Consider the following 15,205-nt stretch of genomic DNA (forward strand, 5'->3'; position numbering starts at 1 on the left):
GCGACCCCTGTCACGGGTCCGGCGCGCCCAGAAGGCGGTCACGGTCTCGCCGTTTCCGGCGGGTGGCCGGCACGGCGGAAGCCTGCTGGGTCCCGCTCCCCCACGCTTCAGGGCGCAGTCGGAGCGGCGACGTCGCCCTCCGCTGGATGCGTCTCATGGTCTACCGCCTGGCCGGTCGCGGTCGCCTGGTTGGCGTCGCGGTCTCGAGCGAGCGGATCGTCCACTGTGCCGCTGGCCGCGATGAGCGGGCCCTGGGCGAGCCTGGTCAGCAGAGCTGGGCCCGTCACCTGGAGCGTCGCTACTTCGAGCACACCGGCGAGAACGTCGTCGGGTCTCACGGCCGGGGTTCCGTGCCGTAACACCACTTGCAGTATCGCACACGTGGCAACCGCAACCGGTTCACTACCGACGGTGAGTCGGAGAACGGCCTCCCGACAGTCGAACGAGCGAAGCCCCCGTTTGGTCATGCGCTCGACCAGAATTTCCTCCCGGGCCAGGAACGCCTCGACCGCGGTGGCCGCCTCGGCCGGATCCACACCGGGCAACGCGATCACCCACTCGCTGGCCTCCAGCTGCTCGGCCAGCGACCCGCCGGTGGCGGTCACCACGTCGAGCACGTCCAGACCGGGCGGGAGCGCCTCGTCGAGGGCGGCCCGGACGGCGTCCGGCTCGCGCTCGTGTGTGAGCGAGATCTCCAAGTACTCCGCCTCGGAGGCGGCGCCGGTCGGCGCGGCGCCGGCGTACGAGATCTTGGGGTGCGGGCTGAACCCGTGCGAGAACGCGACCGGCAGCTCCGCGCGCCGGACCGCCCGCTCGAAGGCGCGCTGGAAGTCGCGGTGCGAGGTGAAGCGCAGGCGCCCGCGCTTGGCGAAGCGCACGCGCAACTTCTGGACCGCGGGGAGCTGCTGGGACGGCGGAGCTTGTACAGGTGCCACGACCGCATTCTGACAGCCCGGCGCCGCAGACTCACATCCTCACGGTCCGTTGCCGGTACTACGGTGCGTGACTCTTCCCGGTCAGGTACAGCGCCCAGGCCAGCAAGCCGAAGGCGACGGTGTTCAGCGCGACCCGGAGGAGGTTGAACGAGCGCCAGCGGGCCTCGTCGAAGGCGGCCCGGGCGGCGGCGACGTCGATCGTGTCCGGGTCACCGGCCGCCTTGAGAGCGTCGTTCATCGGGACGTTGACCGCGATCGTGACCACGAAGGTGATCAGGTAGAGCACGAAGGCGGCCGCGATCCAGGCGAAGACGTCCTCGCCGAGGTGCAGGATGCCGGCCAGCAGCGTGAGGACCAGCGAGCCGACGAAGCCCAGGCCGAGGAAGATCGGGTTGATGATCGCCCGGTCCATCGCCTGGAAGGCGCCGACGAAGGTCCTGTCGTCGGTCTTGGCCAGTCCCGGCATGATCGCGTTCGCGTAGATCCCGAACACCCCGGCGACCATTCCCGTGGTCAGCGTGGCGGCCAGCAGCGCCGCCACCCGTAGTCCGTCCATCCCAGCCCTCCCCAGCTCGACAGTGAGCCCCGCACCGGCAACGTACCGGTGCGGGGCTGCCATCGACCTGTCATCGGGGGGGGGTGGAGAAGGGCGAGCTGCCCCGCCCGAGCCGGTGGGCCGCTCGCCCCCCTCCCCTCGCATCAGAGCGCCGAGCACTGCCCCGATCGGGGGCCGGCGACCTTGTTCGGGGCCTGCAGGTTGCTCGGCGACGCGGTGTTGCCGGAGCAGCTCAGCGGGCCGTTGACCGTGTTGCCCGCCAGTACGACGGGCTCCGCAGTCCGTGCGCCGGTCACCGAGACCGGGCCACTGACCGTGCTGCCGACGACGACCGCGGCGCCGGTGGTCGCCTCGAGCGCGACCGGACCGTTGACCGTCGTCCGAAGCAGGTGGACCTGCGCCGCGCGAACGGCGCGGACCGGACCCGAGATCCGGCTGTCGGTGGCGACCAGCGATGCCCCGGCGGCGACGCTGACCGGGCCGTTGACCGTTGCCCCCTGCAAGCAGGTGACGCCGTTCGCGACCATCAGCGGGCCGTTCCGGACGCCGGTGATCGTCGTCGTACAGTCCGGAGCGGGCTTCAGCAGCGTGACCGCGAAGCGGTTCGCCGTACCGATGTTGCCGGAGGCATCGATCGCGCGGTACTCGACCTGGTGCCGGCCGTAGCCGGACGGGACGTCGTCCCACGGCACCACCCGCGGAACGCCGAGCTTGCCGTAGACGAGCTGGTCGATCTCGGTGCCCTCGGCGGTGAACTTGAACGGCGCGTTCGCGTCGGTCGGCCAGCCGTAGTAGTTGTACCAACCGTCGCCGTCGACGCGGAACTCCGGGACGACGTACCCGGGGCTGTCGTCGGTCGCGGTCAGCTTCATCGTGAACGCGTCGTTGTAGACGTACTCCGGGCCGGTCGGCTTCTGCACCGTGAGCAGCGGCTTGGACAGCGTCGAGGTGACCTCGGCCTGGGCGGCGTCGACGGTCCAGGTCAGCGTGTCGGTGCCGACGGTCGCGGTCAGCGTGTGGCGGCCGGACAGCTGCAGTCCGGAGAGGGCGAAGTCGCGGTCGTTGCCAGGATTCGGTACGTCGGCGCCGTCGAGCTGCCAGCTGACCGGCGGCTGCGCGGTGTCGGACTGGGTGGTCTCGACGTAGACGACCTCGTCGGCGTTCACCGGGTGGTCGGTGGAGGTGGAGGTGGTGAAGGCGGGGGTGGAGTCGGCCCCGGACGCCGCCGGCGCGGCTTCGCCGGCCGGGGCGGGAGCGCGCTTGCTCGTGTCGACCGTCCAGGTGCGCGTCGCCGTCAGGGCGCTCGACGCTCGAACCGCCGGGTCGCGCACGAAGTCGGTCGGGTCGACGATCTTCGCGGTCAGCGTGTGCGTACCCGGCGCCAGGTCGAGCGTGCCGAGGTCGAGCGCGCGGGCGTTGTCCGTCTCCAGCTCGGTGCCGTCGAGCGTCCAGGTGACGTCGAGCTCGTGGCTCGCGGGGTGCAGCGTCTGCAGCCAGACGACCTGGTCGCCGGCGACCGTGCCGGCCGGCGTACTGGCCTGGAAGAGCGTCGCGCGCGAGGAGATCCGCTGCGTCATCCGCTCCCGGGAGACCTGGTCGAAGTAGTAGCCGAGCACCTTCATCATCGAGTGCTTGCTCGGCCGCCAGATCCCCGACCCGGCGTACTGGCCGGCCTCGAAGCGGCCGATCTTGCCGCCGCTCTCGGAGTCGTCGCCGAGCCAGCGCCACCACTTCTTCTGCTCGGCGAGCATCTGCTGCTCGGTCAGCAGCGTGTGGTGGATCGAGCTCGGCTCACCACCCTCGTACGGCGCGCCGCGCTCACCGCGGGCGTAGTAGTCGTACTCGTCCTGCAGCCCGCCGAGCGAGTGGCCGAGCTCGTGCGGCGTGATCAGCGCCGAGAGCGCGTTGCCGCCGGACGCGGTCGCGTAGCTGCCGCCGGCGCCGCCGTACGTGTTGCTGTTGCCGATGGCAAGGATCTGGCGGTTCGCGGAGGTGGTGCCGGCGACCAGGTCGGCGTACTGGGCGGCGGCGCTCGAGCTGACCGTGAGCAGCCGCTGGACGCTGGCCGGGTTGCAGCCGCCCCAGAAGCCCATGCTGAGCGGGGTGTCGACCTTCGGGGAGGTCAGGTTCGGGTCGCAGTCGACGCCGCTCTGCGGGGACGGGATCTCGATCGCGTAGACGTTCAGGTAGTTGCGGTACGACTTGAACGGCTCGATGCTCCACAGGATGTTCAGGTGCTTGTCGACCTGCTCGCGGAACTTCGGCAGCTCGGCGGCGGTGTAGCCGTCGCCCATCACCACCAGGTTGAACCGGGACGCCGCCGGCCCGGTCACCTGCAGCGGCACCACCTTCGCCTCGACCGCCGTTGGGGCCGCTGTCGTGCTCTCCGACGCCGTCGCCGCCGCGAGCGGCAGCCCGGCGAACACCGCCGCCGCCACTCCCACCACCGCCGTCAGCCGGCGAACCTTTGAAGCAGTCCTCACAACCGCTGCCCTCCTGCTCGGGCGCCCCCGGCGGCCCGTGCCGAGCCCGCCGTGAGAAGCCTACGAAGCAGCGGGCGGGCTTGTCATTGGTTGCCGCGCGCCGCCTGCCGACACCCACCACTGATCAACCCCCGCCACGGCCGGCCTCCGACGCTGCGCCAGGCGTGGGGACCGGAGGGGCGGTGAGGTTGATCAGTGGTGGGTGTCGGCCCGCCGGATTTCACCACCGCGACGACGCTGTGCGACGGCGTCGTACCGCATGTTCAGGCGTCGTACGGCATCATGAGGGCTCGGGGATCGTGAGGAGAGGACATCGATGACGCAACCGGCACAGTCGCCGCGGCCCGAACCGGACCGCGACCAGCAGGTCGACGACACTGGCGACGGTGACGGCAAGGGCATCTACTGGGTCCTGAAGAACGTCCTGCTCGGGCCGCCGGTGAAGCGGATCTTCCGGCCCAAGGTCGAAGGGGCGGACAACATCCCGGACGTCGGCGCGGCGATCATCGCCAGCAACCACCTGTCGTACGCCGACTGGATCTTCATGCCGCTCGCGGTCCGCCGCCGGATCACCTTCGTGGCCAAGTCCGACTACTTCACGGGCGCCGGGATCAAGGGCCGGTTCCAGCGCGGGTTCTTCAAGGGCACCGGCCAGGTGCCGATCGACCGCTCCGGCGGTTCGGCGTCCGAGGGCGCGATCCGGGCCGGAATGAAGGTGCTGGAGCGCGGCGAGCTGTTCGGCATCTACCCCGAGGGCACCCGCTCGCACGACGGCAAGCTCTACAAGGGCCGCACCGGCGTCGCCCGGCTGGCGCTGGAGGCGAAGGTCCCGGTGATCCCGGTCGGCGTGATCGGCACCGACGTGGTCGCACCGCCCGGCAAGGTGGTGGCGTCGCTGGCCTCCCCGACGGTCAGGTTCGGTGAGCCGCTGGACTTCTCCCGGTACGACGGGATGGAGGGCGACCGGCTGATCCTGCGCGCGGTCACCGACGAGATCATGTACAAGATCATGGAGCTGTCCGGCCAGGAGTACGTCGACATGTACGCGACCAAGGCCAAGCAGCTGGAGGGCCGGGCGACCACCGGCGCCCCCAAGAAGGTCCGCAAGTCGGACACCTGATCCGCAGTCTGAGATCACCGGGGCGTAGCCTGGATGATCGTGGACGGACCGATCGCTTATCAGGGTGAGCCAGGCGCCAACTCGGCGATGGCGTGCACCGAGATGTTCCCCGGCCGGGAGCAGCTGCCCTGCACCACGTTCGAGGACGCGCTGGAGGCGGTCAGCACCGGGCGCGCCGCGCTGGCGATGATCCCGGTCGACAACTCGATCGCCGGCCGGGTCGCCGACATCCACCACCTGCTCCCGGAGTCCGGGCTGCACATCATCGGCGAGCACTTCCTGCCGATCCACTTCCAGCTGATGGCCGTGCCGGGCGCCACCGTGGACACGATCACGACCGTCCGCAGCCACGTCCACGCGCTCGGCCAGTGCCGCAAGATCATCCGCGAGCACGGCTGGTCCACGGTCGTCGCCGACGACACCGCCGGCGCCGCCCGCGAGGTCGCCGAGCTCGGCGACCCGACCGTCGCGGCGCTGTCGCCGCGGGCCGCCGCCGGCCTGTACGGGCTGGACGTGCTCGCCACGGACGTCGAGGACGAGCACCACAACACGACGCGCTTCCTGGTCCTGTCCCGCGAGCCGGAGGTCCCGCCGGTCGGCTCGGGCCCGGTGATCACCAGCTTCATCTACCGGGTCCGGAACGTTTCGGCGGCGCTCTACAAGGCCCTCGGCGGTTTCGCCACCAACGGCGTCAACATGACCAAGCTGGAGAGCTACCAACTCGGCGGCACCTTCTTCGCCACCCAGTTCTACGCCGACGTCGAGGGCCACCCCGAGGACCCGAACGTCGCGCTGGCGCTGGAGGAGCTCGCGTTCTTCTCGGTCGAGGTCCGGCTGCTCGGGGTCTACCCCGCGCACCCGTTCCGGGCGCAGATCGCAGAGCCCGCGGCGAACCGGGCCCTGCGACCGCACCACTGAACCTGTGGACAACCCCGCCGATCCCGCCACCTCCGCTTGTAAACTCAGCAAGGAAGAGGCAGGGGGCGGGCAAGGCCGACGAACGCGATCGCGTTCCCGTCCGGGTCGCGCACGATGAAGTCGGTGCCGCCCCAGAGCTGCTTGGTCAGCTTCTGCACGATCTCGGCACCGGCGCCCAGGTACTCGGCGTAAAGGTCGCGGACGGACGGCGTCTCGACGAACGCCATGATCAGCCCTTCCCGCTCTGCGACTCCGGGCGCAAACACCGGCTCGTGGACGAACTTCAGGTGCAGGGTCGCGCCGTCGCGGGACACCGAGCCGTAGAACGGCGGACTGCCGTGCAGGAAGTCGATCCGGAAGCCGAGTAGGTCTCGGTAGAACGTCGCCGACGCCTCGACGTCGGCGACGAACAGCACCGGGTTGGCATTCGCGACTGCGAGGTTCAGAGCCGCCGATTGCTCGGCGGCAGCTGACGCGCCTTCAGTGCTTGCCTTGAGTTCGGCCCAGGTGGTGAAGCCTGCTTCGAGGGCGATGATTTCCTGGGCCTCGGTGAGTGGGAACTTCAGCGCGAGCGCTTCGCGGTCCGACAGTTCGCGGTAGCGCTCGAGTTGCCGGATTCGGCCGCCGATCGAGTGGTTTCCCTCGCGGTGTCGGCGGACGAGCAGTTTCGCGTGCTTCTTGTAGGTTTCCAGTTTGGGCATGGCGCTCCCTCTTCGGTGGTGAAGTAGGTGGGCCTTGCCCTTTCGGCGGATCTGCCGTTGCGCCCTACGACCGGGGGTCACCCCGCGCCTGCGGTTTCGAGATTATCATCGCTGTCCGGTCGTCAGGGTCTCGTACGTCGTGGTGCCGAGCTTGTACTGGCGGGGGTCGTGCTGGGTTTCGCCGAGCATCTGTTGCCAGTCCGTGTGCGGCTCCAGGAACTGGTGGACCGTCGACGGCAGGTGCACCGACGCGGCGATCGGGAGGGTGTCGATGCCTGGGCGGCGGCCGACCAGGGCCCAGGTTGACTCGCCCGTGCCCTGGTAGCGGGTGACGACGTGGGCCAGTTGGCGGTCGGTGAAGATGCGGCGTTGCAGGCCGTCGAAGAACTGGCCTCGGCGGGTGTCGACCAGGCCGTAGAGGTACGGCGTACCGGAGAGCGATCCATCGGCGGCGAGCTTGCCGACGTACGAGGAGACGAAGCTCTGGAAGCGGTCGGGTGCCGTGGGTTTGCCGAGGCGGCCGAGGTAGAGCTTGTCGCCTTCGGGTTGCAGGTTGAAGGTGAGGGCCTTGGCGCCTGACGGGCTGCGGAGCTCGTAGCCGAAGAAGACGACGAAGGTGCGGGCGTCGGTGCGCGGGACGGTGAGCTTGACCGGCTTGGCTTTGCGGAGGTCGACCGTCAGGTGCAGATCGCGGTCGACGGTGAGCGCGGGCTGGACCATGCGGTAGTGCTCGCCGGCTGGGCCGAAGGCTGTGACGTCGAGGGCGTAGCTGCCCTTGGGGACTCGGCCTGGGTCGCGGCTTTCGAGAGTGTTCAGGTCGACGAGGCCTGGGTAGACCTGGGCTGCCGGGAGGGGTTTGCCGTCGGGGCCGAGCGTGGTGAGGGTGAGGTTGTAGCTCTCGACTTCCTTGTCGGCGACCAGGGGGACGGTGAGCTTTTGGTTGCCCGCGGTGGCGGTGAGGGTGCCGGCGTAGAGACCGTCGGGGCCTTGGTGGTTGGTGTTGGAGGTCAGCTCGACCGCGGCCTGGCCGTTGGCGGGCAGGGTCAGGTGGTTGGTGCTCAGGGTCAGCGGCGCTGGGTTGTTGCCCTGCTTCAAGGCCGCGGCCAGGTTCAAGGTCACTGGGTTAAGGCTGAGATTTTGGAAGCTGACCTGCTTCGTGACTGGCTTGTCGTCGGTGTGCGGCCAGGCGGTGGTACCGAAGGAGACGCTTGTCGTGGTCGCGACGACGGTTTGCGTGATCGCTCGGGCGACGTCGATGCGGCCGGAACCCTGCTGGTACGGCGTGAGCGCGGGGTTGGCGCGGGCGGTCGAGGTCAGGGTGGCCTTGAGCTCAGTGGCTTTCCAGGCGGGGTGTTGCTGGGCGAGCAGGGCGGCCGCGCCGGAGACGTGCGGGGTGGCCATGGAGGTGCCGGACATCCGGGCGTGGCGGTCGCCGACCGGGTCCTGCGGGTGCGAGGCCGACGAGCGGGCGGCGACGATGCCGACGCCGGGGGCGGTGACGTCGGGCTTGATCGCGCCGCCGGCGACCGGGCCGGGGGCGGAGAAGCCGGCGAGGTTCTCGTCGCGGTCGACGGCGCCGACGGTGAGGGCGGCGGCCGCCGTACCGGGTGACTCGACGGCGCGGCCGTTGTTGCCTGCGGCAACTACGAAGAGGGTGCCGGTGTCTCGGGTGAGGCGGTTGACGGCCTGGTCGAGCAGGCCGCCCTCCTGGCTGGATCCGCCGAGGCTGAGGTTGACGACCTTGGCCTTCTGGGCGACGGCCCAGTCGATGCCGGCCAGTACGTCGGACTCGGCGCAGCCGCCGAAGTCGTCGCAGACCTTGCCGTCGAGCAGCTTCGCGTCGGGGGCGACACCCTTCGCGGCCGGGAGGCCGGCGTCTGGAGCGGCGCCCTTGCCGGCGATGGTCGAGGCGACGTGGGTGCCGTGGCCGACGACGTCGGCTGACGGGTCGGTGGTGAAGTTCTTGGCGGCGACGATCTGACCGGTGAGGTCGGGGTGGGTGGCGTCGATGCCGGTGTCGAGGACGGCGACGGTGACGCCCTTGCCGGTGTAGCCGGCTTGCCAGGCGGCGGGGGCGCCGATCTGGGGGACGCTGTGGTCGAGCGAGGGGTGGAGTTTGCCGTCGAGCCAGATCTTCACGCCGCGCGCATTTCGGCTGGTCGGCCCGGCGGGCTGCTCGCTGCGCGCGTCCCCGCTCGGCTGGGCAGTCTGGGCGAACTGCTGGCTGAGGAAGGCGGCTGCGCTTTTCTTCGGGACGGACAGTGCGGTGCCGGAGGTCGTCGCCTGACGGGAAGCGCCGGTGATGATCAGCGGGATGTCGGTGCGGGCGGTGTCGTCGTAGCCGTCTCGTAGGAGGAGATCGATGTCGAACAGGCGCCGGTCCAGGCGGCCTGACTCGACGGCTGAGCGGACGTCGTACGGGATGACTGTCCAGCCGCCGGCGGTGCGGCGGCTCTCGTAGCCGATCTTCTCCCGGCCGGACGCCTGCACGACCGAGAGTTGGTCGCCGGCTCCGAGGACGACCTTGTCGCCGGTGATCAGAGTGATCGACCGCGTCGGGGGCGGAGCAGATTCGGCCGCGACCGGAGTGAGGGTCAGCAACATCAGGGTGGTCAGCAGCAGGATCGTCCAGGGTCTCTTGCGCACGCGGTGCTCCTTCGACGGGTCGGCCTTCACCTCACACATGTCCGGCCGGGACCACCTTCGTTTCGTCCGCGGCGAAAAAGCATGCGCGGGCCGCCAACAGCTCCACATAGGGTCGGCGGATGCAGATCGTCGAGGTGGACGGGCGCGACCCGGTCGTGTTCGAGAAGTTCTTCGCGGTCCGGGACCAGGTACGCCGTACCGAGCAGGAGTTCCCGGTCGGGCTCGCGATGCCGGAGGCGCGCGGGCTGTTCACCGCGGACAGCCCGGACGAGCGGTCGAACGGGCTCGGGCTCGTGGACGGCGACACCTGGCTCGGGATGGTCTGGCTCGACTGGTGGCTGAGCGAGAACACGCACGCGCTCGACGTCGAGATCGCGGTCGACCCGCGGTTCCGTCGGCAGGGCGTCGGCTCACGCTTGCTGGAGGAGGTCATCAAGCGGGCACACGCCGACGGGCGGACGTTGCTGACCGGCTCGGTGATCGCGGAGGCGGCGACCGGCGCCAGCTCCGGTACGGCGTTCGCGGAGGCGCGTGGGTTCGTGCAGAAGCACACCGAGCTGCATCAGGTGATCGAGCTGCCGCTGGACGACTCGGTGATCGACGGGCTCGAGCGCGCGGTTCCGGGGTACGAGCTGGTGCAGTGGACGGACCGGACGCCGGACGCGTGGCTGGAGGAGTTCGCCGACGCGTACACGACGATGAGCCGCGACGTGCCGCACGGCGATCGGAGCGTCGAGGTGCAGGTGTGGACGCCGGAGCGGCTCGCCGCGCGGGAGGCCTGGCGGGTCGAGCAGGGGCGGTTCACGCAGACGACCGTGGCGGTCGACGCCGACGGGCGGCTGGCGGCGTACACGCAGATGAGTGGGAACCGGGCGGCGCCGGAGCGGTTGTTCCAGAACGACACCTTCGTACGGCGTGAGCATCGTGGGCGTGGGTTGGGGATTGCGGTCAAGATTCCCAACTTGAAGGCCTTGCAGGCGTCGTTGGAGCAGCCGGCGGTGGTGCATACCTGGAACGCGCCGGAGAACGCGCCGATGATCGCGGTGAACGCGAAGCTCGGGTTCCGGGCCAGCGATCACCGCGTCGCGTTCGAGCGCGAGCTCAGCTGAACGTCCAGTTGGGGTAGTCGCGTTCGAGGACCCCGCGGTGCCCGGACCAGTCGGTGTGGTCGCGGCGTTCGGGGTCGAGGGTCGACGGATGACCGCCGACCAGGCGGTAGCCCCAGGTGAACGCGGCGACCGGGACGACGTGGTGGGTGCGGATCACGTCGGGGACGACGGTGAGGAACGTGGTCGCGGTCCAGACGCCGTCCGGGTGGTCGGGGTTCGCCGGGGCGTCGAAGAACGTCGGCAGGTGGCCGTAGCCGGAGAACGGCGCGGCGCCGGCGAAGTACGGGAGGGCGTCGACGGTCGTGGACGCGTCGAAGCTGCGGCTGACCACCTGGATCCAGCCCATCACCGCGTTCAGGCCCTGCCCGTGGTACCGCAGCGTCGCCGTACAGATCGGGAAGCCGCGGAACGTCTCGGCGTCCAGGTCGGGCACGACCAGCTGGTGCCCCGACGCCCACGGGTCGTCGTTGGCCAGGACGCGGACGTTGACGAGGCCGCGCTCACCACGGGTCTCGAACGGGACGGACAGTTCACGGCGCATCGGGCGGCCTCCCCCTTGAGGTTTCAAGCAATTCTCCAACGTTTGCTGGGGTTTCGGTGAATCTGGTTACCAGGCGCTGAGGTCTTGTGCTGTACGGGCGTACGGCGCATGGTGAGAAACGGACAGTGACGTGGGGGCCGCCTGTCCGTAGGGGAGGCCGGGTCAGAGCCCGGCTTCAGCTGATGCGTGGGTCTGGGGGATCTGGGAAGCGTCGTTGGTCCGGGACCGTCGGTGCGCGCTCGGGGAGCGCGGTGGCGGGTGCCGTCCTGCCTGTCGCCCCTGTGCACCTAGGGGGAGCAATGCCGAGAAAGGCCAACGGGAGAGCGGACAAGATCCACGGGAACGATCCCGACCGGATGCCGGGGATGCCCGGCGAGCCGCACCACAACGGGACCACCGGCGCCGCGCGGATGAGCATGCCGGGCGAGGTCGCGGGTGGGGGTGGCGGTGCCGGGATGCCTGGGGCCTCCGGTCCCGGCAGCACGAGCGGGCCCGCGTCCGGACCGGGGATGCCGGAAGCATCCAGCGCCGGCGGGTCCGGCGGGATGCCCGGCGGCATGTCGAGCGGGCCCAGCGGAAGCGGTGGGATGAGCGGTACCAACAGCGGCTCCGGCGGGGACGTCGAGCGGCCCTCGCGGCGCAACTGCGGCGTCATGGACGTGCACCGCCGGCTGCTGTCCAGCGACCCGGCGTACGCCGCCGCGCGGTCGGCCCTGGAGAACGCGACGACGCAGTACGTGGCCCGCGAGCACCGTTTCACCGGCGTCGCGAAGATCCCGGTGGTCGTGCACGTCGTCTGGAACACGCCGGTGCAGAACGTCTCGCAGGCGCAGATCGACAGCCAGATCGACGTCCTGAACCGCGACTTCCGCGCCACCAACACCGACCTCGGGTTCGTGCCGGCGCCGTTCACCGGACTGGTCGCCGACGCGCGGATCGAGTTCTTCCTGGCCACCGAGGACCCGGGCGGCAACCCGACCACCGGCGTCACCCGGACGCAGACCAGCAAGACCTCGTTCACGCACGACGACCAGATCAAGTCGTCGGCGACCGGCGGTGTCGACCCGTGGCCGACCGACCGGTACCTGAACGTCTGGGTCGCGCAGCTCAGCGGCGGCCTGCTCGGCTACGCCCAGTTCCCGGGCGGACCGGCCGACACCGACGGCGTCGTCATCCTGCACAGCGGGTTCGGCACCACCGGTACGGCGGCCGCGCCGTTCGACCTCGGCCGGACCACGACGCACGAGATCGGCCACTACCTGAACCTGTTCCACATCTGGGGCGACGACGGGTCGGGCTGCTCCGGCAGCGACGAGGTCGCCGACACCCCGAACCAGGGCGGCCCGAACTTCGGCGTACCGGCGTTCCCGAAGGTCTCGTGCAGCAACGGGCCGAACGGCGACCTGTTCGTGAACTACATGGACTACACCGACGACCGCGGCATGGTGATGTTCAGCAACGACCAGGTGGCCCGGATGGAGGCCTGCCTGGACACGGTCCGGACCGACCTCATCTCCTCGTACGCCGAAGCCGGCGCGCCGACGCCGGCCGGGCCGGTGGTCTCGTGGAGTGGTGACCGGCTGGACGCGTTCGTGCTCGGCACCGACCGGGCGATGTACCACAAGTGGTGGGACGGATCGGCCTGGGGACCGTCGGTCGGCGGGTACGAGTACATGGGTGGTGTCTGCATGAGTGCTCCGGAAGTGGCGTCCTGGGGACCCGACCGGCTGGACGCGTTCGTCCTCGGCACGGACCACGGCGTCTACCACAAGGCGTGGGACGGCTCGTCCTGGCAGCCGTCGGCCACCGGCTACGAGGCACTCGGCGGGATCTGCATGAGCCCGCCGCGGGTCGCGACCTGGGGACCGGACCGGCTGGACCTGTTCGTGCTCGGCACCGACCGCGCGATCTACCACAAGTGGTGGGACGGATCGGCCTGGGGACCGTCGGTCGATGGCTACGAGTACCTCGGCGGCATCTGCATGAGCCCGCCGCAGGTCGTGTCGTGGGGTGAGAACCGGCTCGACGTGTTCGTGCTCGGCACCGACAACGCGGTCTGGCACAAGTGGTGGGACGGCTCGGCCTGGTCGGGCTTCGAGTCGCTCGGCGGCATCTGCACCAGCCCGCCGACCGTGGTCTCGTGGGGCCCGGACCGGATCGACCTGTTCGTGCTCGGCACCGACTCGGCGCTCTACCACCAGTCCTGGAACGGTACGGCGTGGTCGGGCTGGGCGTCGCTCGGCGGGATCTGCGCGAGCGCCCCGACGGCGGTCTCGTGGGGCGAGGACCGGCTGGACGTGTTCGTTCTCGGCACCGACTCGGCGCTCTACCACCAGTGGTACGACGGGACGGCGTGGTCCGGTTTCGAGTACCTGGGCGGGATCTGCGTCGACGACCCGCGGGTGACCGCGTGGGACAGCGACCGGCTGGACGTGTTCGTGGTCGGTACCGACGGCGGGCTCTACCACAAGTGGTGGGACGGATCGGCCTGGGGACCGTCGGTCACCGGGTACGAGCCGCTCGGCGGGATCATCAGCGACTTCAAGGTGACGCTGCCCGCCCCGGCGCCCGGCGCCGCGCCCGCGATGATGCCGAAGGCAACCATCGCGGAGGTGGTGACGAGCTGAGCACCGAACCGCTGCTCGGGCGGTGGACGCACTCCTTCGAGGAGGACCACGACGGGATCAGCGTCTACCGCCGCGACGACTTCGCCTTCCCGCCGGCCCGTGGCCGGCGGGGGGTGGAGTTCCGCGCCGACGGGACCTTCGTCGAGCGCCTGATCGGTCGCGGGGACGCGCCCGAGGAGCACCTGGGTCAGTGGGAGCCGTCGGGGGTGATCGCCCGGGGCGCGACGGGTTCGGCGCTGGTGGTCGCGGTCACCGGCGACCGGCTGGAGCTCGCTTGGCAGTGAGGGCGGCGGGGCCGGTGCGGGCGCCGGGCCGGACCGATGCCGGGCCGGAGCCGGCGCCGATCCCGGGCCGGCACCGTCGGCCGGGTCGATGCCGGCCCGAGGACCATCGAAGGAGTTTGGGGGATGTCGTGAGTGAACCCGTGCGTTACCTCGTCGTACCCGCGGCCGAGGCCGCGGACGCGCAGCGGGCCGCCCGGCTCGGCGACCGCACCATCCTGTGGTGCGCCGCCGCGCAGCGGCTCGGCCGCGCCTCGCGGACCGTACCCGGTCTGCTGCTGGTGACCCAGGTCGGGCGGTCGTTCCAGGACGACCACCCCGACGTGGTGCCGCTGCTCGATCACGGCCGTCAGTTGGTGATCTCCGCCGCCGACAAGCCGCGCCGGAGGTCGAACCACCACTGGCGCGTCGAACCGTTGCGTCCCGGGGTCGTCGTCGACGTCCCTCCCCTCGGGGCGCAACGGGTCGAGCGGACCGTCACCGACCTGCTCGCCGAGCTCTCCCCCGCGGCGTACCAGGCGGACCTGACCTGGCTCGCGAGCCTGCCGACCCGGCACTCGCTGAGTACGACGTACACGCAGGCCGTCGACTTCGCCGCGGCGAAGATGGTGGCCCTCGGCTACACCACGACGCGGCTGCCGATCACGGTCGGCGCCGGTCACTCGGAGAACCTGGTCGGCGACCGCCCAGGCGTCGGCCCGGGGCCGCGTTCGCTGGTGCTGATCACGGCGCACCTCGACTCGATCAACCACTCCGGCGGTCCCGCCGCGTCAGCACCCGGTGCGGACGACAACGGCAGCGGCTCGGCCGGCGTACTGGAGCTGGGTCGGGTGCTGGCGACGCGGACCTGGCAGCACGACGTACGGCTGATCCTCTTCGGCGGGGAGGAGCAGGGACTGCACGGCAGCAAGCAGTACGTCGCCGCGCTGCCGGCTGCTGAGCGGGCGCGGGTGCGCGCGGTGCTCAACATGGACATGATCGCGTCGAAGAACACGTCGACCCCGACCGTGCTGCTCGAGGGTGCGTCGGTCTCGTCGGGCCAGATGAGGGACCTGACCGCGGCCGCGGCGACGTACACCGGGTTGAAGGTGGAGACCTCGTTCAACCCGTTCGCGAGCGACCACGTGCCGTTCATCAACGCCGGGATGCCCGCGCTGCTGACGATCGAGGGCGCGGACAGTGCCAACGGCAACATCCACTCGGCCGCGGACACGTTGAGCACGCTGAACTGGCCGCTGGCGGCGGAGATCCTGCGGATGAACGCTGCGGCACTCGCTGGGTGGTTGGT

Annotated in this window: 11 protein-coding genes and 1 pseudogene; 6 read left to right on the forward strand and 6 right to left on the reverse strand. The window is 70.5% G+C overall.

Features of this window, described 5'->3' with window-relative positions; all coding sequences use genetic code 11:
• Positions 1-107 precede the first annotated feature (107 nt).
• The 3 genes from ACZ6Z4_RS33905 to ACZ6Z4_RS33915 form a co-directional block, all read right to left on the reverse strand.
• On the reverse strand, positions 108-935 hold the full coding sequence (locus tag ACZ6Z4_RS33905) for a TIGR03936 family radical SAM-associated protein (protein WP_465574358.1): 828 nt from the start codon (positions 933-935) through the stop codon (positions 108-110).
• Positions 936-993: 58 nt separating this feature from the next.
• Positions 994-1,491, reverse strand: coding sequence for an anthrone oxygenase family protein (locus ACZ6Z4_RS33910; RefSeq protein WP_465574360.1), 498 nt, complete (start codon positions 1,489-1,491; stop codon positions 994-996).
• 143 nt (positions 1,492-1,634) lie between these two features.
• Positions 1,635-3,974: a M64 family metallopeptidase gene (locus tag ACZ6Z4_RS33915; RefSeq protein WP_465574363.1), complete on the reverse strand. Its 2,340-nt coding sequence runs from the start codon at positions 3,972-3,974 to the stop codon at positions 1,635-1,637.
• A 316-nt stretch (positions 3,975-4,290) separates the two neighbouring features.
• Here ACZ6Z4_RS33915 and ACZ6Z4_RS33920 point away from each other — a divergent pair, with 316 nt between their 5' ends.
• Together ACZ6Z4_RS33920 and ACZ6Z4_RS33925 are read left to right on the forward strand one after the other, a co-directional pair.
• Complete coding sequence (locus ACZ6Z4_RS33920; protein ID WP_465574369.1) at positions 4,291-5,094, forward strand: lysophospholipid acyltransferase family protein; 804 nt, start codon at positions 4,291-4,293, stop codon at positions 5,092-5,094.
• Between the two features lie 39 nt (positions 5,095-5,133).
• Positions 5,134-6,012 (forward strand): prephenate dehydratase, encoded by an 879-nt coding sequence (locus ACZ6Z4_RS33925; RefSeq protein ID WP_363676072.1) that lies wholly within the window; start codon positions 5,134-5,136, stop codon positions 6,010-6,012.
• 44 nt (positions 6,013-6,056) lie between these two features.
• Here ACZ6Z4_RS33925 and ACZ6Z4_RS33930 read toward each other — a convergent pair whose 3' ends face one another.
• Entirely contained in the window at positions 6,057-6,713 is a 657-nt protein-coding gene (locus tag ACZ6Z4_RS33930; protein WP_465574375.1) for a glyoxalase superfamily protein, read from the reverse strand.
• A 105-nt stretch (positions 6,714-6,818) separates the two neighbouring features.
• The gene (locus ACZ6Z4_RS33935) at positions 6,819-9,359 is read right to left on the reverse strand and encodes a S8 family peptidase (RefSeq protein WP_465574377.1); all 2,541 of its coding nucleotides are present in this window, start codon (positions 9,357-9,359) and stop codon (positions 6,819-6,821) included.
• A 119-nt stretch (positions 9,360-9,478) separates the two neighbouring features.
• On the opposite strand from ACZ6Z4_RS33935, the gene ACZ6Z4_RS33940 reads away from it, so the two are divergent.
• On the forward strand, positions 9,479-10,468 hold the full coding sequence (locus ACZ6Z4_RS33940) for a GNAT family N-acetyltransferase (RefSeq protein WP_465574379.1): 990 nt from the start codon (positions 9,479-9,481) through the stop codon (positions 10,466-10,468).
• Here ACZ6Z4_RS33940 and ACZ6Z4_RS33945 read toward each other — a convergent pair.
• Positions 10,461-11,009: a hypothetical protein gene (locus ACZ6Z4_RS33945; protein ID WP_465574381.1), complete on the reverse strand. Its 549-nt coding sequence runs from the start codon at positions 11,007-11,009 to the stop codon at positions 10,461-10,463. The two genes, ACZ6Z4_RS33940 and ACZ6Z4_RS33945, sit on opposite strands and share 8 nt — an antisense overlap.
• A 299-nt stretch (positions 11,010-11,308) precedes the next feature.
• On the opposite strand from ACZ6Z4_RS33945, the gene ACZ6Z4_RS33950 reads away from it, so the two are divergent.
• The 3 genes and pseudogenes from ACZ6Z4_RS33950 to ACZ6Z4_RS33960 form a co-directional block, all read left to right on the forward strand.
• On the forward strand, positions 11,309-13,636 hold the full coding sequence (locus ACZ6Z4_RS33950; protein ID WP_465574385.1) for a DUF8189 domain-containing protein: 2,328 nt from the start codon (positions 11,309-11,311) through the stop codon (positions 13,634-13,636).
• Positions 13,637-13,749: 113 nt separating this feature from the next.
• A complete protein-coding gene (locus tag ACZ6Z4_RS33955) occupies positions 13,750-13,920 on the forward strand; it encodes a hypothetical protein (protein ID WP_465574387.1) in 171 nt (56 codons plus the stop codon).
• 602 nt (positions 13,921-14,522) lie between these two features.
• Positions 14,523-15,173: pseudogene (locus tag ACZ6Z4_RS33960) on the forward strand (M28 family metallopeptidase); the annotation flags it as partial.
• Positions 15,174-15,205 lie beyond the last annotated feature (32 nt).

Source organism: Kribbella sp. NPDC104740, from assembly GCF_055583505.1.

Excerpts from the sequence above, each read along its gene's own strand:
- ACZ6Z4_RS33910 (WP_465574360.1), bottom strand. The coding sequence starts at position 1,491 with ATGGACGGACTACGGGTGGCGGCGCTGCTGGCCGCCACGCTGACCACG.
- ACZ6Z4_RS33920 (WP_465574369.1), top strand. The coding sequence starts at position 4,291 with ATGACGCAACCGGCACAGTCGCCGCGGCCCGAACCGGACCGCGACCAG.
- ACZ6Z4_RS33930 (WP_465574375.1), bottom strand. The coding sequence starts at position 6,713 with ATGCCCAAACTGGAAACCTACAAGAAGCACGCGAAACTGCTCGTCCGC.
- ACZ6Z4_RS33940 (WP_465574379.1), top strand. The coding sequence starts at position 9,479 with ATGCAGATCGTCGAGGTGGACGGGCGCGACCCGGTCGTGTTCGAGAAG.
- ACZ6Z4_RS33945 (WP_465574381.1), bottom strand. The coding sequence starts at position 11,009 with ATGCGCCGTGAACTGTCCGTCCCGTTCGAGACCCGTGGTGAGCGCGGC.
- ACZ6Z4_RS33950 (WP_465574385.1), top strand. The coding sequence starts at position 11,309 with ATGCCGAGAAAGGCCAACGGGAGAGCGGACAAGATCCACGGGAACGAT.